Source organism: Gemmatimonadaceae bacterium, from assembly GCA_036496605.1.
Lineage (GTDB): Bacteria > Gemmatimonadota > Gemmatimonadetes > Gemmatimonadales > Gemmatimonadaceae > AG2.
Window position 1 is genome coordinate 36,763 of the sequence record DASXKV010000008.1, and the last position, 20,024, is coordinate 56,786.

14 protein-coding genes and 2 tRNA genes are annotated in these 20,024 nt (G+C 64.9%); 11 read left to right on the forward strand and 5 right to left on the reverse strand.

Translation table 11 applies throughout. The features are described from left to right. Nucleotides 1-8 precede the first annotated feature (8 nt). Nucleotides 9-494: a GxxExxY protein gene (locus VGH98_03990; protein ID HEY2375117.1), complete on the reverse strand. Its 486-nt coding sequence runs from the start codon at nucleotides 492-494 to the stop codon at nucleotides 9-11. Between the two features lie 414 nt (nucleotides 495-908). Between VGH98_03990 and rny the strand changes: the two genes are divergently transcribed. From rny to recN, 8 genes are read left to right on the forward strand one after another with little or no spacing between them, the layout of a single operon-like run. Continuing rightward, nucleotides 909-2,489 carry a ribonuclease Y gene (rny, locus tag VGH98_03995; GenBank protein HEY2375118.1) on the forward strand — a complete coding sequence of 527 codons (1,581 nt, stop codon included), beginning with the start codon at nucleotides 909-911 and terminating at the stop codon, nucleotides 2,487-2,489. Continuing rightward, on the forward strand, nucleotides 2,479-3,399 hold the full coding sequence (locus tag VGH98_04000; protein HEY2375119.1) for a bifunctional 5,10-methylenetetrahydrofolate dehydrogenase/5,10-methenyltetrahydrofolate cyclohydrolase: 921 nt from the start codon (nucleotides 2,479-2,481) through the stop codon (nucleotides 3,397-3,399). The genes rny and VGH98_04000 overlap by 11 nt, the downstream gene beginning before the upstream one ends. A gap of 6 nt (nucleotides 3,400-3,405) precedes the next feature. Continuing rightward, nucleotides 3,406-4,728, forward strand: a complete 1,323-nt coding sequence (gene xseA / locus VGH98_04005; protein HEY2375120.1) for an exodeoxyribonuclease VII large subunit — start codon at nucleotides 3,406-3,408, stop codon at nucleotides 4,726-4,728. Then, nucleotides 4,725-4,970 (forward strand): exodeoxyribonuclease VII small subunit, encoded by a 246-nt coding sequence (xseB, locus tag VGH98_04010; protein HEY2375121.1) that lies wholly within the window; start codon nucleotides 4,725-4,727, stop codon nucleotides 4,968-4,970. The genes xseA and xseB overlap by 4 nt, the downstream gene beginning before the upstream one ends. Continuing rightward, nucleotides 4,897-5,889, forward strand: a complete 993-nt coding sequence (locus VGH98_04015; protein ID HEY2375122.1) for a farnesyl diphosphate synthase — start codon at nucleotides 4,897-4,899, stop codon at nucleotides 5,887-5,889. The genes xseB and VGH98_04015 overlap by 74 nt, the downstream gene beginning before the upstream one ends. Nucleotides 5,890-5,936: 47 nt before the next feature. Continuing rightward, nucleotides 5,937-7,841, forward strand: a complete 1,905-nt coding sequence (dxs, locus tag VGH98_04020; protein HEY2375123.1) for a 1-deoxy-D-xylulose-5-phosphate synthase — start codon at nucleotides 5,937-5,939, stop codon at nucleotides 7,839-7,841. Beyond that, on the forward strand, nucleotides 7,838-8,713 hold the full coding sequence (locus VGH98_04025) for an NAD(+)/NADH kinase (GenBank protein ID HEY2375124.1): 876 nt from the start codon (nucleotides 7,838-7,840) through the stop codon (nucleotides 8,711-8,713). Before dxs ends, VGH98_04025 begins: the two co-directional genes overlap by 4 nt. A gap of 5 nt (nucleotides 8,714-8,718) precedes the next feature. Further along, a complete protein-coding gene (gene recN, locus VGH98_04030) occupies nucleotides 8,719-10,455 on the forward strand; it encodes a DNA repair protein RecN (protein ID HEY2375125.1) in 1,737 nt (578 codons plus the stop codon). On the opposite strand, the gene VGH98_04035 is transcribed toward recN, so the two are convergent. Then, nucleotides 10,428-12,101, reverse strand: a complete 1,674-nt coding sequence (locus tag VGH98_04035; protein HEY2375126.1) for a hypothetical protein — start codon at nucleotides 12,099-12,101, stop codon at nucleotides 10,428-10,430. The two genes, recN and VGH98_04035, sit on opposite strands and share 28 nt — an antisense overlap. A gap of 64 nt (nucleotides 12,102-12,165) precedes the next feature. Here VGH98_04035 and VGH98_04040 point away from each other — a divergent pair, with 64 nt between their 5' ends. The 3 genes from VGH98_04040 to VGH98_04050 all read left to right on the forward strand — a co-directional run bounded on the left by VGH98_04040 (nucleotide 12,166) and on the right by VGH98_04050 (nucleotide 14,268). After that, nucleotides 12,166-13,950 (forward strand): hypothetical protein, encoded by a 1,785-nt coding sequence (locus VGH98_04040; protein ID HEY2375127.1) that lies wholly within the window; start codon nucleotides 12,166-12,168, stop codon nucleotides 13,948-13,950. Between the two features lie 98 nt (nucleotides 13,951-14,048). Beyond that, nucleotides 14,049-14,121 (forward strand) — tRNA-Gly (locus VGH98_04045). A 63-nt stretch (nucleotides 14,122-14,184) separates the two neighbouring features. Continuing rightward, nucleotides 14,185-14,268: transfer RNA gene (locus VGH98_04050), tRNA-Leu, on the forward strand. A 35-nt stretch (nucleotides 14,269-14,303) separates the two neighbouring features. Here VGH98_04050 and VGH98_04055 read toward each other — a convergent pair. The 3 genes from VGH98_04055 to VGH98_04065 form a co-directional block, all read right to left on the reverse strand. Continuing rightward, complete coding sequence (locus tag VGH98_04055) at nucleotides 14,304-16,952, reverse strand: ABC transporter permease (protein ID HEY2375128.1); 2,649 nt, start codon at nucleotides 16,950-16,952, stop codon at nucleotides 14,304-14,306. A 4-nt stretch (nucleotides 16,953-16,956) separates the two neighbouring features. Then, the gene (locus VGH98_04060) at nucleotides 16,957-17,286 is read right to left on the reverse strand and encodes a PadR family transcriptional regulator (GenBank protein HEY2375129.1); all 330 of its coding nucleotides are present in this window, start codon (nucleotides 17,284-17,286) and stop codon (nucleotides 16,957-16,959) included. 1,466 nt (nucleotides 17,287-18,752) lie between these two features. Further along, nucleotides 18,753-19,964 (reverse strand): DUF2911 domain-containing protein, encoded by a 1,212-nt coding sequence (locus VGH98_04065; GenBank protein HEY2375130.1) that lies wholly within the window; start codon nucleotides 19,962-19,964, stop codon nucleotides 18,753-18,755. Between the last annotated feature and the right edge of the window lie 60 nt (nucleotides 19,965-20,024).

Consider the following 20,024-nt stretch of genomic DNA (forward strand, 5'->3'; position numbering starts at 1 on the left):
AACCATCTTCAGCCTTCAGCGTTCGTTGCAGCAGTAGGTCCAACGGTCAAGCTTTGATCCGTTGGATCAGCTGAATCCGTCCGATCCGTAATGTGCTTTGTCGTTGTGGCTCGTTTTCGAAGCTCGACCACGCGATGGAATTTCGGCTCCAAGCCGAAGTGAAGCACCAGTCCAACCTGCAGATGAGTCGCTCGAAGGTAGCTGTACGTCTGCCGCATCGCCGATGGATGAAGCTCCGCCGTCGACTTGACCTCGACGACGACTTTGCCGTCGACAATCATGTCGAGACGCTCCATCGCCAGAGCCTCACCCTTGTACATCACCATTACGGCGACCTCGCGGCCAACTTGATGACCTCGCGCCAACAGCTCACGCTCCAAAGCGGCTTTGTAGACGTGCTCGAAATGCCCGAAGCCCAATTCGTTGTAGACGTCATAGAAGGCACCTATGACAGAGCGCGTGAGCTTCTCTTCAACCAGCTGAATTGTCGGCATGTCGGTCCTTCTCGGTGACCAGCTCGGCGGGCCACGACGAACAAGTTGATTACGGATCGAACGGATCCGGCTGATTTAACGGATCGCTTCGTCGCGCTCGTACCCAATTACATGGCGACGTTACAAATTTTTTCTTGGTTGCCAATGCGTGGCTGTCGCGACGTCGCTTCCGGGCCTCGCGCTCGCTTGGCGTGAGCGGTAGGTTTGGCCCTACCTCAGTTGCCTTTTGCTCGTACCCGTCGTAGCTTTGCCCGCTGTAGCAAGCTGACCGTAGGTACAAGCGCTCTTTATAGTTAGCTCATCCCAGCTCGCGCCCTTCGCCGGCGTGAACTCGGTCGAGCGCTCGAGATGCGCCCTGCGGAAAGCGTGGTTTACTCCTACTCCGCGCCCACTCGCGGTGGAGCATAGATCAAAATGAGTGAAACTCTCGCTGCCGCGCTTGGCGCTCTGATACTCGCCTCCGCGGCTTTCTTCTTTCTTGGGCGTCGGATTGGAATCGCGAACGAGGTGAAGCGCCTCGCCGCCACGAAATCGACCGCGGAAGAGACGGGACAGCGCATCGTTTCCGAGGCCGAGCGCGAAGCGGAGAATCTGCGAAAGAGCGCGATCGTTGCCGGTAAGGAAGAGCTGATCAGACTTCGTGAGAAATTCGAACAGGAAGTCCGAGGGCGACGCGAGGAAGTCGAGCGCGAGGAGCGGCGTATCACCGAGCGCGAGACGGTGCTCGATCGGAAGTCGGACGTCCTCGAGCAGCGCGACCGTGATCTCGGGCGACGCGCGAGCGAGTTCGGGCGGCGAGAGAAAACCGTCATCCAGCGCGAGGAAGAGCTGGGCGTCCTCGTCACGGAGGAACGCCGGCGGCTCGAGCAGATGGCGGGGATGTCGGCTCAGGATGCCAAGACGGAGCTGATCCGTCGGATCGAGGAAGAGGCCCACGCCGACGCGGCGAACCGAGTGCGCGAGATCCGGGAAGCCGCGCGTCGCAACGCCGAGCGCGAGGCGAAGAAGATCGTCGCGCTGGCAATCCAGCGAATTGCCGCCGATCACACCGCTGAGAGTACCGTGTCCGCGGTTTCGTTGCCGAACGACGAGATGAAGGGACGCATTATCGGGCGCGAGGGACGCAACATTCGCGCGTTCGAGCTCGCTACCGGCGTCGACGTCATCATCGACGACACGCCCGACACGGTCGTCGTGTCGTGCTTCGATCCGATACGTCGGGAGATCGCGCGCCTCGCGCTCGAGAAGCTCGTGTCCGACGGACGCATCCATCCCGGGCGCATCGAGGAAGTCGTCAACAAATCACGCAAGGAAGTCGACACGCAGATCATCGAGATCGGTGAGCAGGCGGCCTATGAGACCGGCATCCACGGCCTCCACCCAGAGCTCATCAAACTCGTTGGACGGATGCATTGGCGAACGAGTTACGGGCAGAACATCCTCCAGCATTCCAAGGAAGTATCCTGGCTCGCGGGGATAATGGCGGCCGAGCTTGCCCTCGACGTAAACCTCGCCAAGCGGGGCGCGCTGCTCCACGACGTGGGCAAAGTGCTGACCCACGAGCATGAAGGCACACATGTCCAGCTCGGCGTCGAGGTGGCGACGAAGTACGGTGAGAACCCGCTCATCGTGAACTGCATCGCCGCGCATCACGACGACGTGCCTCACGAGAGCGAGATCTCGGTCCTGGTGCAAGCGGCGGATGCAATTTCGGGATCTCGACCCGGCGCGCGACGCGAGGCGTTCGAGACATACGTCAAGCGCCTCGAGGGTCTGGAGCGCATTGCGTCGAGCTACAAGGGAGTCGAGAAGGTCTTCGCAATTCAGGCGGGTCGTGAAGTTCGCGTCATCGTCATGCCCGATGACGTCGATGACGTGCGCATGACGACGATGTCGGAGGAAATCGCGCGGCGCATCGAGACGGAGCTTCAGTATCCCGGGCAAATCAAGGTCGTGCTCATTCGTGAGACGAGGGCCGTAGACTTTGCCCGGTGATGTCGCGCTGAATCCCCTGTCACCGGTCCGCGGGAACATCATCGATGGCGCGGCGATCGCGGCGCGCGTGCAGGCTGAAGTCCGCGACGAAGTCGAGAAGCTCAGGACCCGAGGCGTAACGCCCGGGTTGAGCGTCGTACTCGTCGGCGACGATGCGGCCAGTGCGGTCTACGTGCGGAGCAAAGAGGCGACGTCTCGTGAGCTCGGTATGGCTGGCGAGACGATTCGTTTGCCGGCGACGACCAGTCAGAGGGAGCTGCTCGACGTCGTCGATCGCTTGAACGCGAGCGACGCGGTGCATGGCATCCTCGTGCAGATGCCGCTGCCACGTCACATAAACGCCGACGTCCTTCTGCGGCGGATTCTGCCGGAGAAGGACGTCGATGGCTTCCATCCGGTGAACGTTGGAAAGTTGCTCATCGGCGAGACAGATGGGTTCGTGCCCTGCACGCCGGCGGGCATACAGTACATGCTCGAGGCGTGTGAAGTGGATACCCGGGGCGCAGAATGCGTCGTCGTCGGGCGAAGCAACATTGTCGGGAAGCCGATGGCGGCGTTGATGGTGCAGCAGGGCCCATTCGCGGATGCAACGGTAACGGTGTGTCACAGCCGAACGCGTGACGTCGCAATGCACACGCGCCGTGCCGACATTCTCATCGTCGCCGCCGGACGGCCGCAGATGATTACGGCGGGCATGGTGAAGCGCGGAGCGGTCGTGATCGACGTCGGCATGAATCGGATCGCCGATCCAACGAAGAAGAGCGGAACGCGGCTCGTGGGCGACGTGGACTTCGATCGTGTGCAGGAGCTGGCGTCGCTCATCACGCCGGTGCCCGGCGGCGTCGGCAAGATGACCATCGCGATGCTGATGCGAAACACCGTGCGCGCAGCGGTGCGCGCGACGCGATAATCGAGCATGCGTAAGCGACGCGACGCGCGGACGGCGCGCGATCACGAGGACCACGACCTCGACCTTTTTGGTCCGCCGGAGCCGCCGCCTCCGAGCGCCGAACTGCGCGCCGCACCGGCTCGTTTCGCCGAATCGTCCGCTATGTACGAGGAGCTCGGGACCTCGTTCCCGGGCGCATCGCCGTCGAGTGCGGTGAGCGTGAGCACCGTCACGCAGACGGCGCGAGACATTCTCGAAGGCGCCTTCATGCCGATGTGGGTGCGCGGTGAAGTCATCGACTTCAAGGCGCATCGCAACGGACACTGGTACTTCTGCCTGCGCGACGGCAGTGCGCAACTGCGCTGCGTCGTGTGGTCGCGCGATCGGCGATCGATTCCCGCGCCGCCTGACGACGGCATGCAGGTGACGGTCCTCGGGCAGCTCACCGTGTATGCCGCGCGCGGCGACATGCAGTTCTCCGTGCGACGCATCGAGGCAGAGGGCGACGGTCTCTGGCGCAAGGCGCTCGAGCGGATTCGTGCGAAGCTCGAGGCGGATGGTCTCCTCGCGCGTGAGCGAAAGCGCGCGCTCCCGCGCTACCCGCGCGTGCTCGCGATCGTCACGAGCCCCGACGGGGCGGCACTCCACGATGTCGTGGCGGTCGTCAGGCGTCGCGCACCGCATGTGCGCCTCGTGCTCGTACCGGCAACGGTGCAGGGAGACGCCGCTCCGGAAGAGCTGTGCTACGCGATCGATCAAGTGACGCGCTGGAACGGCGCCGATACGGTGATCATTGGCCGCGGCGGTGGCGCACGCGAAGATCTGCGAGCGTTCAACGACGAGCGCGTCGCGCGTGCACTCGCGCGTTGTCCGGCGCCGACCATCTCGGCGGTAGGTCACGAGATCGATGTCACCATCTGCGATCTCGTCGCCGATCATCGCGCGCCAACGCCGTCGGCGGCGGCGGAAGCGGCGGTGCGATCGACCGAGGAGCTGCTGGGCGATCTGCAGGCGCGAGGCAACCGCCTTTTGTCGACAATCGCTGCGCGCATCGACGATGGTGGTGTGGCGCTGCACCGGCTTGCCGGAGACCTAACGGCGACGAGCCAAGCCGCGATCGATCGGCGCGGCAGCCGAATCTCATCCGTGGCCGGCCGCCTGCACGCACTGAGCCCCGTGGCGACGCTCGCGCGCGGCTATGCGATCGCACAATCCGATGATGGACGAACGCTGGCGTCGACTGACGATTTCGCGCCGGGCGCCGAATTCGATCTCCGATTGCGCGACGGCAGCGTACACGCTACTGCCAACTCAATCGAGAAAGTAGATCCTTCGCTTCGCTCAGGATGACACCTAAACCCCGAAGCACCGATACTGCGCCATCATTCGAGGCACGACTCGACCGGTTAGAAGCGATCGTGCACGAGCTCGAGGGCGATCAGGTCGAGTTGGCGCGCGCCCTCGAGCTCTTCGAGGAAGGCGTGGAATGTTTGCGCGCCGCGTCGAAGGAGCTGGCCGATGCCCGTTCGCGAGTGCAGCGTCTGGTCGAGCGCGATGACGGAAGGTTCGAGCTCACCGACTTTCGTGGCTGATCAGGGCGTCGCCGGCGCCTACGACGCGAATATTGTCGCGGACATCGAAGCGCACCGCCGCCGAATCGACCGTTCACTCGACGCCATTTGCGCCGAAGAGTTGAAGGAGATCGATCGGAGCGCTTCGCGCGTCGCCGACGCCATTCGGTATTCGCTTCTCGGCGGCGGCAAACGATTTCGCGGCATTCTTCTTCTCGCTGCTTATCGAGCCGCCGGCGGTGAGGGATACGCGTCGCTGCTGGCGGCCGCAATCGAGATCGTCCACGCGTACTCGCTCGTCCACGATGATCTACCGTGCATGGATGACGACGATATTCGCCGGGGCCGGCCAACCGTTCATCGGCAGTTCGACGCTCGGACGGCGACGGTCGCGGGATTGGCGATGGTACCGCTCGCGGCACGGACTGCGGCGCGAGGGGCTCGAGCGGTCCCCAAGGCCGATCCAGGGCGAATCGTAGCGGCGCTCATGAGCGCCGGCGGTGCGGGAGGAATGATCGGCGGGCAGCTGCTCGATCTCGAAGGCGAGGGAAAGCCGCTCTCCTTGCCCGATCTCGAACGAATTCATCGCGGCAAGACTGGCGCTCTCGTCTCCGCTGCCGCCATGCTCGGCGGACTCGCAGCGGGAGCGCCTGAACCGGTAGTGCAGGCTCTCGCTCGTTATGGCGGCGCGCTGGGTCTCGCGTTCCAGATTGCCGATGACGTCCTCGACGTGACGAGCAGTACGGAGGTCCTTGGGAAAACCGCCGGTCGAGACGCCGAGCTTCGGAAGAGCACCTACCCGGGCATCCTGGGCATCGCTGGCGCGACGCAACGGGCGGAGACGCTGGTGGATGACGGCTGCGCCGCGCTGTCTTCGGCGGGGTTGCTGACGCCCGTCCTCGAAAACATCGCGAGATTCGTCGTGAGGCGAAGCTCCTGACGTGGAAGTGACGTAGGTGCAGGGGGACAGCTAACTTTCGCCGTCGTATGTCGATTCTCGAACGAATACTTTCGCCTTCCGACGTCCGTGCCCTCAGTCGCGAGGAGCTGAAAAGCCTCGCCGAGGAGGTTCGCGCTCGCCTTATCGACGTGTGCTCTCGCACCGGTGGTCATATCGGGGCAGGGCTCGGCGTCGTCGAGCTCACGATCGCGCTCCACGCAGCGTTCGATACGCCGCGCGACCAGCTGGTCTGGGACGTTGGACATCAGGGATATCCCCACAAGCTGCTCACGGGTCGCAACAACCGGCTCGAGACACTGCGCCAGGAAAACGGCCTTTCGGGTTTTCTCAAGCGCACCGAGAGCGAATACGACGTGTTCGGTGCCGGTCACGCTGCGACCTCGATCTCGGCGGCGCTGGGAGTGGCAGCGGGACGCGATCTCGCGCACGACACGTACAAGGTCATCGCAATCGTCGGCGACGGTGCGCTCACCTGCGGGCTCGCGTACGAGGGCCTGAATAACGCCGGCCACTCGGACCGGGACGTCATCGTCGTCCTGAACGACAATGAGATGTCGATCGCGCCTAACGTGGGCGCGATCTCCAAATACCTCACGTCCGTCCAGCGGAACTCCCTTTATAACCGCGTTCGGTCCGCGATCGGAGACATCGCCGACAAGGGGCCAGGAGGCCTGTTCTCCTCGATGGGCATCGGCACCTGGGTTCGTCGCTGGGAGGAGAGCGTGAAGGCGCTGCTCACACCGGGCGTCCTGTTCGAGGAGCTCGGCTTGCGCTACTTCGGTCCCATCGACGGACACGACATCGACGCGATGATCGAGACGTTCACCGCGGTGCGCGAGCTCGGCGGGCCGCGTCTCGTGCACGTGCGTACCCAGAAGGGGAAGGGATTTCCCGCGGGCGAAAGCCTCGAGAAGTGGCACGCGCTGCCGCCGGATCACGACCCGTCGACGGGTAAGCTGCGCAATGGGTCTGCCGCCACGACGTATCAGAAGGTCTTCGGTAAGGGGCTCACCGAGTTGGGCAACGAGAACGAGCGGATCGTCGCGATCACAGCGGCAATGCCAAGCGGGACGAGTACCGATCTGTTCGCGAAGGCGCATCCGAGCCGGTTCTTCGATGTCGGCATCGCCGAAGCGCATGCGGTGACTTTTGCCGCCGGTCTTGCAACGCGGGGCATACGCCCGGTCGTTGCCATCTACTCGACGTTCCTGCAGCGCGCCTACGACAGCATCGTCCACGACGTCGCAATTCAGTCACTGCCGGTCGTTTTTTGCCTCGACCGTGCAGGTCTCGTCGGCGAGGATGGCGAGACCCACATGGGCCTGTACGACATTGCGTATTTACTCGCCGTGCCTAACGTTACCGTCACTGCACCGAAGGACGGCCGCGAGATGCTCGGCTTGTTGCGCACCGCGATCGCGCACGAACGCGGCCCATTCTCGATTCGCTACCCGCGCGACGCGGCGCCCGATACCGTACCTATAATTTCGGAAATCGAAGCCGTGCCGTACGGAACATGGGAGGTGTTGCGCCACGGTTCCGATGTCGCCCTGCTCGCGGCGGGAACGATGGTGCGTCCGGCTCTCCAGGCGGCCGACGTCCTCGCCTCGGAAGGCTTGCGCATCACGGTCGTGAACTGTCGCTTCCTCAAGCCGTACGACGAGGTTACTCTCGCCGCGGTCCTCGCGAATCACTCGCGCGTGCTCGTCGTCGAGGAGGGAACAGTAGTGAATGGCTTCGGCGCCTACATCTCGACGGTGATCGCACGACAGGATCCGACGATCCGCGTCGCGGTCCATGGTGTGCCCGATCGCATCGTGCCGGCAGCGTCGCGCGCTCGCCAGCTCGCCATCACCGGGCTCGATGCCGCGGGCATCGCCGCGCGTGTGCGTGCGCTCAGCGAGCAAGAGAGCGAGGCGGTCGCCGGGTGATCCGCGTCGGCGTCGTTGGGCACCGGGGCTACGCGGGATTGCCTGACGTCCTCCAGACACTGGAGGAGCTCTCGCCCGGACTCGGGCTCGAGCTCTACTTCGAAGCAGAGATTCACGAAGCAGCGGGTTACGGCAAGGAGCTCGGTGATCCATCGCAGCTCGACGTCATGCTCACGTTAGGCGGCGACGGCACGCTCCTGCGCGGCGCGCGTCTCCTCGATCCACACCAGGTTCCGATCCTCGGCGTCAACCTCGGGCGGCTTGGATTTCTTACGTGCTGTCCAGCCGATCAGCTGGCGTCGGCGCTGATGCGCTTCGCGCGGAAGGACTATCTCGTCGAGTCGCGCATGGCGATCCGAGCGCGTGTGCTCGACGCCTTTGGACGCGAGCGGCACAACTGGGTGGCGCTCAACGACGTCGTGCTCCACAAGGGAGGCTTCGCGCGCGTCGTGGAGCTCCGCGTCTGCGCCGACGGCGAGACGATGGCGACCTACGGCGCCGACGGCGTCGTGATATCGACGCCAACGGGGTCGACGGCGTACAGTCTCTCGGCTGGCGGACCGATCGTATTTCCGACACTGGAGGCACTCGTCGTCACGCCCGTCTCGGCGCACGCGCTCGCGATCCGACCTTTGATCCTCCCGCCAGGCACCGAAGTGACGGTGCAAGCAGAAGGTTTCCCCGAGGAATTATTGGTCACGATCGACGGGCAGGTCGGTTCCACATTCTCCAGCGGCGAAACGCTCAGCATCCGACGAAACGAGTGCGGGCTCCTCATCGTGCGCTTCCCGGGTGGCAGCTTCTTCAAAACGCTCCGGCAAAAGCTCGGTTGGGGGGGTCTGAAAGAGCGGGACGAGAACTTCGGCAGCTGACAACGATGCTCACCGAGCTGCGAATCAAGAACTTCGCAATCATCGAATCGCTCTCGCTGCCGCTCGAGCGCGGATTCAATGTGCTCTCCGGCGAGACCGGCGCGGGGAAATCGATCATCGTTGGCGCCCTCGGCCTTCTTCTCGGCGAGCGCGCGAGCTCGGATCTCATTCGCACGGGCGCCGACCGCGCCACCGTCGAAGGCGTCTTCGACATCGCCGAGCGAAAGGAGATCGCGTCGCTCCTCGACGAACATGGCGTCGACGCCGACGAGCCACTCGTCGTTCTCAAACGCGAGATTGCCTCATCCGGACGGACGCGCGCGTGGGTGAATGGAAGCGCCGTGAGCGCGACGCTGCTCGCGGAGATCGGCAGACATCTCGTGAATCTGCACGGTCAGCATGAAGCGCAGACGCTGCTCGACGCCGAGTCACAGCGAAGGATTCTCGACGTCTTCGCGGGTGCGACCGATGTCGCTGCGCAGACACAATTGGCATATGAGGCGCTCGCGAGCGCACGCCGCGACATCGCCGATCTGCAACGTCGAAAGGCGGAGGCAGAACGGCGCGCCGACTATCTGCGTCACGTCGCGAAGGAAATCGAGGAAGCGAAGCTCGTCGACGGCGAGGACAGCCGGCTCGAGGACGAAGCACGACGGCTCGAGAACGCCGAGGAGTTGCGCACGCTCGCATCGGGGATCGCATCGGCGATCGACGGCGACGATGAAGCCGTGCTCACCATCCTCGGCGGCATCGAGCGGCACCTTTCGGCGATCCAGCGCATCGATCCGACCTTGTCGCGGCTCCAGGAACTATACGACGCCGCGTACTACAATCTCGAGGCGCTCGCACGCGAGCTCGAAGAGTACGAGGCCTCCGTCGATCTCGATCCGGCTCGGCTCGATGAAGTCAGAGCGCGGCGCGACTTGCTCTTTCGCCTAACGAAGAAGTACGGCGCAACGCTCGCCGACGTCATCGAGACCGGCCGTCGCACGCGCGAAGAGCTCGATCTCGTCGACTCCGCGGGACTGGACCTGCGCCAGCTCGACGCGCGGGAACGAGAAGCCAAATCGCGGCTCGAGGAACGTGCGTCGGCGCTCACCGAGCTGCGCCGGGCGGCCGCAAAGCGCCTGGCAGCGAGCGTCGATCAGATATTGCCAGACCTGGGGATGCCGGATGGGCATTTCAGTGCTCTGCTGAGGCAGAACGCTGACATTGGCTCATATGGAGCAGAGGACATCGAGTTTCGCGTTTCACTCAACGTGGGGCACGAGGAGCGACCGTTGTCGCGCGTTGCGTCGGGCGGCGAGCTGTCTCGGGTAATGCTTGCGCTGAAGACGATTCTCGCCCGGCTCGACCGCGTACCGACGCTCGTCTTCGACGAAGTTGACGCCGGCATCGGTGGTCGTGTCGGGCTCATGGTCGGAGAGACGATGCGTGGCGTGGCGGCGCACCATCAGGTGTTCGCGATTACTCATCTCCCGCAGATCGCGGCGCGGGCGCATCAGCACATTCTCGTGTCCAAAGGCGCCCGCGGCGGCGTGACGACGGCCGACGTCACCGTGCTCACCGGACCGGATCGAATTTCCGAGGTCGCGCGCATGCTCGGCGGCGATCCCGAGAGCGAAGTGAGTCGCGCGCACGCGCGCGAGCTGCTCGATAGCGCGGCGGCGCCGGAGCTCGCGGGAGCCGGCGCGGCGACGAGCGACGCCAGGCCTCAGCGTCCGCGGCGCGGCAAGCGATAGTAAATTCGAAACTCGATCTGATCGCGGTGATACTGCGGCGTCAGACCGCCTGTCGCCGTGATCGTCTGGAGATGCGTGTAGAATATCTCGAGCGGCACGACGCTGACGCTGCGTGCATAACGAGCGACGGTCGAGTAGCCGAAGCCAAATCCGATCCGTTGCTCCGTCGACGCGGCAAAGAGCGGAGGCTCCGTGACGTCGGGCGACGTGTACTTGCTTGGCGCCTGATGCCGGAACGTGTAGGCGCCGTGAATCGTGAAGTAGTCGGTGAGGAGCAAGCGAGGCATCGCTTCGGCTTGTATTGCATTTCCCTCGCGCCACGTCCCGGCGACTGGCACGTCCATCGGGAATAGATCGTAGTCGCTATTGGGTAGCCTGGGGACGGCCGAGCTCGTGAAGAACGCGGTGTACTGGGCGGCGAGCGTCGCCATGAGTCGGCGGCCGAGCCCGAGGTCGACGATGGCGCCGCCGTTGGCACTCGTCTGGCCAGTGCCGATTCCTACCTCGTAGGGCACGGTGCCGCTCGGTGTCTCGAGCGATGAGCCGATGCTCAACACACCCCGCAACGTCGCGCGGAGACGAACTCCCGTGGAATCGCGAAATCCGTCGACCAGTTTGTAGAGCGCCGAGATTTCCACGTCGCCGATGCCGATACGCGTGGGGGATCCGAGCGAGTCGTAGGCGGCGCCCGAGGTGGCCGTCACGAGCTGCTGCAGCTGAAGATTCGCCGCCGGTGCGTTGGCGCCCGCGGGCTTGTCGAAGGCAACGCTGCCGCCTAACAACGTGCTGATCGTCGTAGCGAGCGCCGCGAGCTGCGCTTCCACTTGCTGCTGAGCCGTACCGAATGGCGCGAAGGCGCTCGTTTGCGGGCTCGTGCCATAGAGAGCCTGAATTGCCGCCTTGTAGGAAACTGTCTTCGCGAGCGCGGCGTTCGCCGTCGCAAGGTCGGCCGCCGAACAACTTCCGGATTGCGAACAGTTGTCGAGGTAACTGCTCAACGCCGAATTCTGGGCGCCGAGCTCCAAGATCAGTTGATTGTTCGCGGTTTGAGCATCAGCATTGCCCAACTGCGCCGGATTGGGCCCGACGTTCGCACCCGTAGTCCCGTTCAGACGCCGCGGATTCAGCTCGACAAATACGTCCGTCTTGGTTTGTACGATCGGCACCATCACGCCGATCGTTAGGCGATCACTCACGCCGTACGCGAGCGAGAAGGGCGTCGTCACGTATCGCGCGGCAACGTTCGCGAACGTCTGGCCGAGATTGAGCGAGATGTTCGGGTCGCCCGTGAGCGTGCGAAGCGCCGACTGGGCGGCCGCCAATCCCGGGAACTGGCGCACGCCGAGCGAGTCGAAGCTGAACGAGTTGCCGAGGGGATGCAGATGATGTGCGCTGTCCGCGGCGGCGTCGTAAACCTGATCGAGCCGCGTCCAGACATTCATGGCGCGCAGGACGAACGCGCCTTTGGGGAGCGTCCGAGCGTCCTCGGTATTGCTCAGCGGTACCGGATATGGCGGGAGCTGCGCCCTGGCCGGACCCGATGCGCAGACGAGAGCGACGACGATCAGCAGCGACGCACGCCGGAGGAACTGCCATCGTCTGCGTGCGTCGCCAATCCGGTGCGGTTCGGTCGCGGCCTCGTGCATTCGTTGACGTCAAGGACGGAGGTTATCATTCTACCCGGTCACCGCCCAAAATGCATTCACGATCGTGACACTGCTTCCGCCGCCGCGCGTTCCGTGGCAGATCACCGGCAACCACTGGATCGCGTTGCCGTGCATTCACCCCGTTGACGGCTCGCTGTACGCGCTCGGTGTTCTGCATCGCGGTTCCCGCTCGGCGATCGAGCTGGCGGGCAGCCCCGACTTCCTCCAGGGAAGCGGTGCGCCGTTGCTGCGACCGACGCTCGCCGTCGGCCAGACCACGCGCGACTTCGGCGGTGCGCAGATGGCCTGGGAGCGCGCGCTCGGTTGGATCCCGACGTTCTCGTGTACGATTGGGAGCACGGTGGTTCGCGGAACGATCTTCGCGCCGTACGGCCGCGACGCCGACGTCGCGGGCGCCGTGTACGCACTCTCCGTAGAGAATCGCGCCGGCGAAGCCGCGGACATCGCCATCGGACTCGACGGACGCTTCACGCATCGGCAGATGCGCGTGCGTTCGGCACGTCCGTTCGCGGATGGGAATGTCGTGTCGCGTGGCGCCGACGACGTGATACTGCTCGAGGGAACTGCACCACCGGGCGAGGTTGCGGTCGGCATCGGAGCGGACGGACCGGTCGAGATCTCGGTCGGCGGAGCGACGCCAGGTGAGTTCTCGCTTCGTCGCGTCGTTAGGGTCGAGCCGGGCGCACGCGAGCACGTGGCCTTTTACGTCGCCGTCGGTCCCGAGCGTGATGGCGCGGAAGCGGCCGTGCGTGTGTTGCGTCGTCGCGGATGGCGCGAGCTGCTCTCGTCGACGCGAGACGCGTTGCAATCCTTGCAGCAGACCGCGACGAACGATGTCATGGACCGTCTCGTCAATCGCAATCTGCTGTTCGCGTATTTCTACTCCGTCGGACGCGCACTCGACGACGCGCATTATTACATCGTGCGCACACGCGCGCCCTGGAACGGCCGCGGCGTCACGGTGCGCGACTGGGAAGCGCTGGCGTGGGTCATACCCGCGGTGCAGCTCGCCGACGCGCCGCTCGCGCGCGAATTACTGCTCCGCGCGTGCGAGCTCCACGGCTACGCACCCGGGCGCGGCGTGCATTATATGGATGGCACGCTCTTCGAGCCGGGCTTCACGCTCGAGGGCGCGGCCGCCTACGCGCTTGCGACCGACCGCTACATTCGCGACACGGGCGACGACCAGATCGTCGAGGAGCCGGTGCTCGCCGACACACTGTATCTCGCGGCGGACGATCTCGCGGCGCGGCGCGATCGGCGCGTGCCGCTTTACCACACCGAAGTAAGTCCGTCAGGCGTACCGCCAGCGCATCCGTTCAGTCTGCATGGAAACGCCGTCGTTGCGCAGGCGTTCGACATTCTGCGTCGCACCCTCGATGAGGAGACCGCGCGTGAAGTCGAAGATCCCGAAGCGGTGCGAGCAGCGATCCGGCGACACTTCGTGATCGATCGTGACGGGAAGGACCGGTACGCATCCGCGATCGATCTCGCGGGCGGCGTGTCGTTCGACGATGATCCACTTGGGTCGACGTTCTGGATTCCCCTGTACGATGCCGTGGCGCGGCAGGATTCGACGTACCGTCGCACGGTGAAAGCGTTCACGAGCGAGCCGCGTTCGCTCGCGCAGCAGTGCGCGCGATTGATTGGTCCGGACGCGCCGGCGGTGTTGCAGTGGCTTCGCCGGGCGCCGCTCGACGGCGGTTTCGCAGCGGAGGAGGTCGACGGCGACGGCCGCGCTCGCGCCAATGGCGGCGATGCAGCGTTGTCGGGTCTGTTGGCGTGGAGCGTGTGGTACGCAGTGAATGCGCTCGGGGAAAAGCCGTGAGCGGGTGGAGGGTAGAGGGTTGAGGGTAGAGGGTTGAGGGCAGAGAGTTGAGCCGCTTGTCGGCGACGGACGGCGCGGCCTATATTGAGCGGCACGACGCGGGAATAGCTCAGTTGGTAGAGCACAACCTTGCCAAGGTTGGGGTCGCGGGTTCGAGTCCCGTTTCCCGCTCTGGGATGAACGAGAAGAGGGAGCGGCCGGCGCCGCTCCCTCTTTAGCATTTACTGAAGTGCGGCCGGGGTGGCGAAATCGGCAGACGCGAGGGACTTAAAATCCCTTGGGGGCAACCCCATCCGGGTTCGATTCCCGGTCCCGGCACTCGTTGGGCAGGGTTGCCTCTACCTGGGCCGTCACTACTCCGTTCGAAGCGCAATCATCGGGTCGCATGCCGCCGCGCGGTGAGCCGGAACCCAGCTCGCGGCGAGCGCAGCCGCGGTGAGCAGGAACGCCGCGCCGGCGAATGTCACGGCGTCGGTGGGCGGCACGCCGAAGAGGAAGCTGGCGAGAAGTCGTGTCGCTGCCGCCGCGATGGCCAAGCCGAGCACGACACCCGCGCCGGCAAGCATCAAACCCTGGCGCAGCACCATCCGGAGAATCGTGCCCTGCGCGGCCCCGAGTGCCACGCGCACGCCGATCTCGCGCGTGCGCTGCGCGACGCTGTACGCGATCACGCCGTAAATGCCGAGCAGCGCGAGGACGAGCGCGACCACTCCGAGCGATCCGGTGACCCACAACGCGAGTCGTTGCGGAAAGAGCGACAGCGCCGTCGCCTCGCTCATCGTTTGTTGGTCGAGGATCGGCAAGTGCGGGTCGAGCTCCGCTACGATGCGCCGGAGCGCCCCGGCGGCGCTGGCCGTTCCGGCGGTGCGGACGAGGAGGTTGGCGTGCGGCACGTACCACTGCGCCAGCGGCACGTAGAGGTAGTTGAGCGGTGTCTCGTCCAGCGAGCGGTACTTGGCGTCGCGCGCGACGCCGATCACGGCGATCAGACGGTTGCCGTTGCGAATCGTCCGCCCCACCGCGTCCGTCGTTCCGAACAGGCGTTTGGCAAAAGTCTCATTCATTATTGCGACATCTCGCCCGCCATGGTCGTCGGCTTCCGTGAACGCGCGGCCATGGACGAGCGGGATGCCGATCGCGGCGAAGTAGTCGGCGGTGATCACGTTCCAGTCGGCGCTCCACTCCTGCCCCTTGGGGGCGGGGTGGCCATCGGCGAGGATGGGACCGAAGCCCATCGCGCTGCCACTGAGAGGTAACATCACGGAGAGCGCCGCGTGCGCGACGCCCGGCACACGGCGCGCGTGCTCGAGCAGCTGCTGCGCCTGATCGAGCCCTCGGGTGGAATCGTAGCCCGCGAGGCGGAAGTCGAGCGAGACGATGTCGATCCCGCCCGTGCTGAAGCCGGGGTCCACGGAGCGCGCGCGAAGGAGCGACCGCCCGAACAGGCCGGCGACGACGAGGAGGAGCATCGAGACCGCGATCTGCGAGACGAGGAGCGCACTGCGCAGCCGGTGGCGACGCGTGGTGCCGGCGTCGCTCTTGAGCGCCGGCACGAGGTTCGGCTTGGTGCTCTCGAGCGCCGGGAGCGCGCCGACCACGAGGCCCACGAGGAGCGTGATTCCCAGCGCGAACGCGAGCACCGGCGCGTCGATCGTGGGATGCACGATGATCGGCACGGGGAGCTTGGGAACGAGCGACATCACCGCCGCGACGAGCCAATGCGCTAATACCAATCCGCTCAAGCCCGCGCCCACGCCGAGGACCAGGCTTTCCGTGGCGAGCTGGCGCACGAGCCGCGCGCGCGACGCGCCAAGCGCGAGACGAACCGCGATCTCGCGCTGCCGGCCGGCCGCGCGCGCGAGCAGCATGCCGGCGACGTTGGCGCTGGCCACGACGAGCACCAAGCCGGCGACGACAAACATCGCCGCCATGAACGCGCCGACGACCGCGTGTCCGTCGCCGGGGATGAGCGAGAGGGGCACGACGCGTACGCCGTCGAGATCCGCCTCGTCCTTGTACGTCCGGCGCAGCCGCGCCGCGATCGACGCGAGCTCCGCCTGGGCCTCGCTTGCCGCGCGCCCAGGTGCGAGCCGCCCCACGCCGACGAGCCAGACCGATTGCCGCGAACTGAACAACGTGACGCTATTGGCCAGCTGCGCCCAAGCCCGAAGAGGAATCCAGAGATCCGGCGCGATCACGAACGGCCCCTGGAACCTGGGCGCCGCCACACCGACGATCGTGAACGGCGCGCCGTTCAAATCGACGGTGCGGCCCACGACGCCCGAGTCGCCGCCGAACCGCTTCTGCCAGTAGCGATCGCTCAGAACGATGAGCGGTGCCGAATTGCCCTCTGTGTCATCGCTAGCGCCGAAGAGGCGACCGAGTCGCGGGCGCGCGTCGAGCGTCTGAAAAAAATTGCCGGAGACGACGCCGCCCTGGACAGCCTGGCCGTCGTCGTGATCCGTGAGACTCAACGCCCGGGGCTCGACGTCCATTGCCGCCATCGCGGTGAGGCTCGATGCGCGAGCATAGTCCCTATAAGTCGCATACGAGAAGGTGTCGAAGCCCTTGCCGTTGCGCGTGCCTCCAATGGTGACGACACGATCGGCGTGGCCGATGCCGGGCGGCGATTGCAGCAGCAGCGCGTTTGCGATCGTGACGATCGCCGTCGTCGCGCCAACACCGATGCCGATCGAGAGCACCGCCACTGCGGCGAAGAGCGGCGTGCGCCGGAGACCGCGCAGCGCCAGTCGCGTGTCGGCCGCGAGGGACTCCGACCAGCGGGCGCCGCGCGTCTCGCGCGCGTCGGATGCGATCACCGTCATGTTGCCGAATTCACGCCGCGCCGCAATCCTGGCATCGGCGCGCGACATGCCGCGTGCGATGTAGCGTTCCGTGGCCTCCTCCACGTGCGCGCGCATCTCCTCGTCCATCTCGCGCTGGAGCCGACCGAACAGGAACACGGCCCGAAGTCGGAGCATCAGCTGTCGCAGGAGTCGCATCGCGTCAGGCCCGCTTGAGAATGTGAGAAAGGGCGCCGGCGAATCGCTCCCATTCGGCGCGTTGCGACTCGAGTTGCTGACGGCCCGCGGCGGTGAGCGAGTACACCTTGGCGCGCCGACCGGTATCGGTTTCCTTCCACACCGCCCGCACGAGGGCGCGCTCCTCCAGACGGTAGAGCGCAGGGTAGAGCGAGCCGGCGTTAACCTGCAGCACGTCGCGGGATACGGTCTGAATGCGCTGCGCCAGGTCGTAGCCGTTGGTCGGCTCGGACCGGAGCAGCTGGAGGACGATCAGGTCGAGGGTACCCTGGAGAAGCGGAGTCGGTTTGTGCATGACGTATCACTAGGTTGTCTAGTTATATAGACGGACTAGCGATCCGGCAAGTTTCGGCGGCGTGTCAACCGGCGTTCAGCACAGAGCGATACCGTTGAGCACTTCGGCTCGGTCGGCGCACCCGGAGATCCCGGACTGTAGTCGTTCGATGGTGCGGCGACCATGTTGATTCAAGCGACTACGCGAAAAGACACCTTCAGAATGCACTATCTCAGTGACGCCTGGTGTTGCTCGTAGTAGCATTACTCCACATCATCCTCGCACTCCCCAAACTCAGCCGCCTTCTCAGTGGCAGGTGAAACATGGAGCTGAAGAAGGTTCTCGAGACTCTCAGAGCGAATGCGGCGCAGTACGTACGTGCCTTTGCTGAGATTCTGACTTCTCCGCGTCTGTACTTCGTGCCCGAGACGCGAGAGTCAAACTCGGGAGCGGAGCCGCAGGTCGTCGGTGCCGAGGGTCCGAACCAGAAAGAAAAGACGCTGTCGAATGCGAACCTGCTGGTGTTTGGCGCGATCAGCGTGTTTCTGGGATCCGCCGTTTGGCAGTATTTGCTGGGGAGAGAAGATTCGCTCCCGCTGGCAGGGCGCGTTGCGATCGTTTTGGTGCTCTGGTGCCTGATCGGTGCGGGCGCACATGTCGTTTGTCGAATCGTAGGTGGCAAAGGCTCGGCGATTGATACTTTAGCCGGAACGATTCAGACGCTCGCCGTGACGTACGTGATAGGGACGCTGCTGACGCTCCTCCTGGTCGGGAAGACGCTCGGCGCTAGGCCACAGCTGCTCTATGCGGCGATTCAGTGTGCTCTACTGCTTGCGCTCCTGCCTCCAATCCTGGGCCGCATTCATCGCCTAACGCGGTCTCGCGCCGCAGGGCTCCTGGTAGTGCCACTTTTTGCAAGCGCCTTGAGTTTCCTGGTATGGAATGGTAGGCTGGGAGCACCGCGAGCAACTTCGCCAGAGCTGGCCTCTGCGAGGTCGCCGGTGATGAGCCTCGCTGGCTCGCCCGAGCCAGGCCCGAGCGCTGGAGGCGATATCCTTCCAGCGCGAGGAACGGTGCCGCAACTTGGGCAAGTTTTCATTCGATACTTCCAGCCTCAAAGCGCGCAGCCTCCGCATGTGTCGTTTGTCGAAAACAAGGCCGATAGCACTCAGGTGTTCTGGTTTCCCTTGCGAGAATGCGAATCTGAGCGGAAGTGTCCTTACAGGCCCTGGTGGCGCAAAGCGGATGTGAACGTAATTGTGGTTCCAGACGACGTCGTTGTAGGGATCATGGAGCTTCACAACACCTGCTACGGGCTTCTCAGGGTCAATCCGGACTCGGACTATTCGATGGCGTGCCAGGGGCAACGGCTGAGAGTAGTCACAGCTCCAACTACGTGGCGAAGCACGGGGCAGCCACCGAGAACGGAATGGCTCGCGGCACGCTGGCCGTTGAACCCGTAAGGCGACGCGATCAGCTGCTGAAATTCACGCGGGCTTGTGGCCGGCTGCTACCACGATCGGTGCCGTCCAGCGAAACGGTCCCCACTCGATCGCGAGCGTCCCGCGCTTGTCGTCGGCACCAACGATGGAGATCGTGAAGCGCTCGACCGGTGCGCTCGGTGTCTCCGTGTGCATGCGCGCCATGCCGAGGTCGCGCGCGCCGTCGTACTCGGTACCCCACTGGCCGCTCTGCTTATTGACGATCAGGTCCGCATCGCCGGTGGTGCGTGGAACGGTCCACAACGTATAGGTGCCCGGCGGTACCGCGATCCCGGCGAGCGTGATCGGTGTTGACGTCGTGAACTGTGTCGCGGCGTTCGCTCCCGTGCGCCACACATAGTCGAACGGCACGACGCCGCCGAGCAGTTTCCGCCCGCGCGCGAGCGGACGCCCGTAGTCGACGGCGAAAGTGGCGGCGCCGATTCGCGCGCGCGCCGTGTCTCGAACGCTCAATTGCTTCAGGCCGTTTTTCGCCTCGAGCGCCGCGAATTGCGCACCGATCGCCTGCACGTTCGCCGGTTCGCTGAGGCGCGTGACGTCCACTTTGTACGTCGTTCGCGCGCCGGAGTAGGTGAGCAGGCGATGGCTCGAGTCGAGCGTCGCCTCGCCGACGCCGGAGAGCCAATCGTGCCATACCTCCGCCTTGTTGCCTGGCAAGCGGCGTACGGTTGCGTGTCCCAGCGGGAAGCGGTCGAACTCGCGGTCGATGTAGAGTTGCCGGAGCGGCACGGTGTCGGCAGCGGGTGTGGTCGCTGCCGGCGGTCGTGCGAGTGCCGCCGCGAAATAGAGCTCGTACAGGCTGTACATCTGCGGCACATGCGCCACGACGGGCTCACCGCCGTGCGCGAACGCCCAGCGCGTGAAGTCTGCGCTGTCGCGCTTCGTCATGATCACGGAATCGCGAGTCACGTCAGCGATGACGTGCCGCTCGCGCGTATTTGCGAGCTCGCTCGGCGTCGTGATGTCCATCTCCAGGTGGCGGATGCCGCCGTCGGATGCGAGCGTGATGTTCGCATGCCGCTGCCGCACGCGCGGGAATCGGTCGACGCCGTCGATGGTCAGCGTGTTTCCCCGCCGCACCACATTCTCGACAGAGATAGTATCGTTGCCGAGTCGCGTGATGAATCCGAAGCGTTCGGGGGCCTGGCTTCGGCCGCAGCCCGCGAGTGCGAGAAAAGCAAGGATGAATCGTCTCATGAACTCACGTTCCCGCGCCGGCGCGCGGTACGCAAGGCGATTCAGTCAGATGTCTGTAAG

Coding starts and splice junctions, on each gene's coding strand:
- VGH98_03990 (HEY2375117.1), bottom strand. CDS start 494: ATGCCGACAATTCAGCTGGTTGAAGAGAAGCTCACGCGCTCTGTCATA.
- rny (HEY2375118.1), top strand. CDS start 909: ATGAGTGAAACTCTCGCTGCCGCGCTTGGCGCTCTGATACTCGCCTCC.
- xseA (HEY2375120.1), top strand. CDS start 3,406: ATGCGTAAGCGACGCGACGCGCGGACGGCGCGCGATCACGAGGACCAC.
- xseB (HEY2375121.1), top strand. CDS start 4,725: ATGACACCTAAACCCCGAAGCACCGATACTGCGCCATCATTCGAGGCA.
- VGH98_04015 (HEY2375122.1), top strand. CDS start 4,897: ATGCCCGTTCGCGAGTGCAGCGTCTGGTCGAGCGCGATGACGGAAGGT.
- dxs (HEY2375123.1), top strand. CDS start 5,937: ATGTCGATTCTCGAACGAATACTTTCGCCTTCCGACGTCCGTGCCCTC.
- recN (HEY2375125.1), top strand. CDS start 8,719: ATGCTCACCGAGCTGCGAATCAAGAACTTCGCAATCATCGAATCGCTC.
- VGH98_04035 (HEY2375126.1), bottom strand. CDS start 12,101: ATGCACGAGGCCGCGACCGAACCGCACCGGATTGGCGACGCACGCAGA.
- VGH98_04055 (HEY2375128.1), bottom strand. CDS start 16,952: ATGCGACTCCTGCGACAGCTGATGCTCCGACTTCGGGCCGTGTTCCTG.
- VGH98_04060 (HEY2375129.1), bottom strand. CDS start 17,286: ATGCACAAACCGACTCCGCTTCTCCAGGGTACCCTCGACCTGATCGTC.
- VGH98_04065 (HEY2375130.1), bottom strand. CDS start 19,964: ATGAGACGATTCATCCTTGCTTTTCTCGCACTCGCGGGCTGCGGCCGA.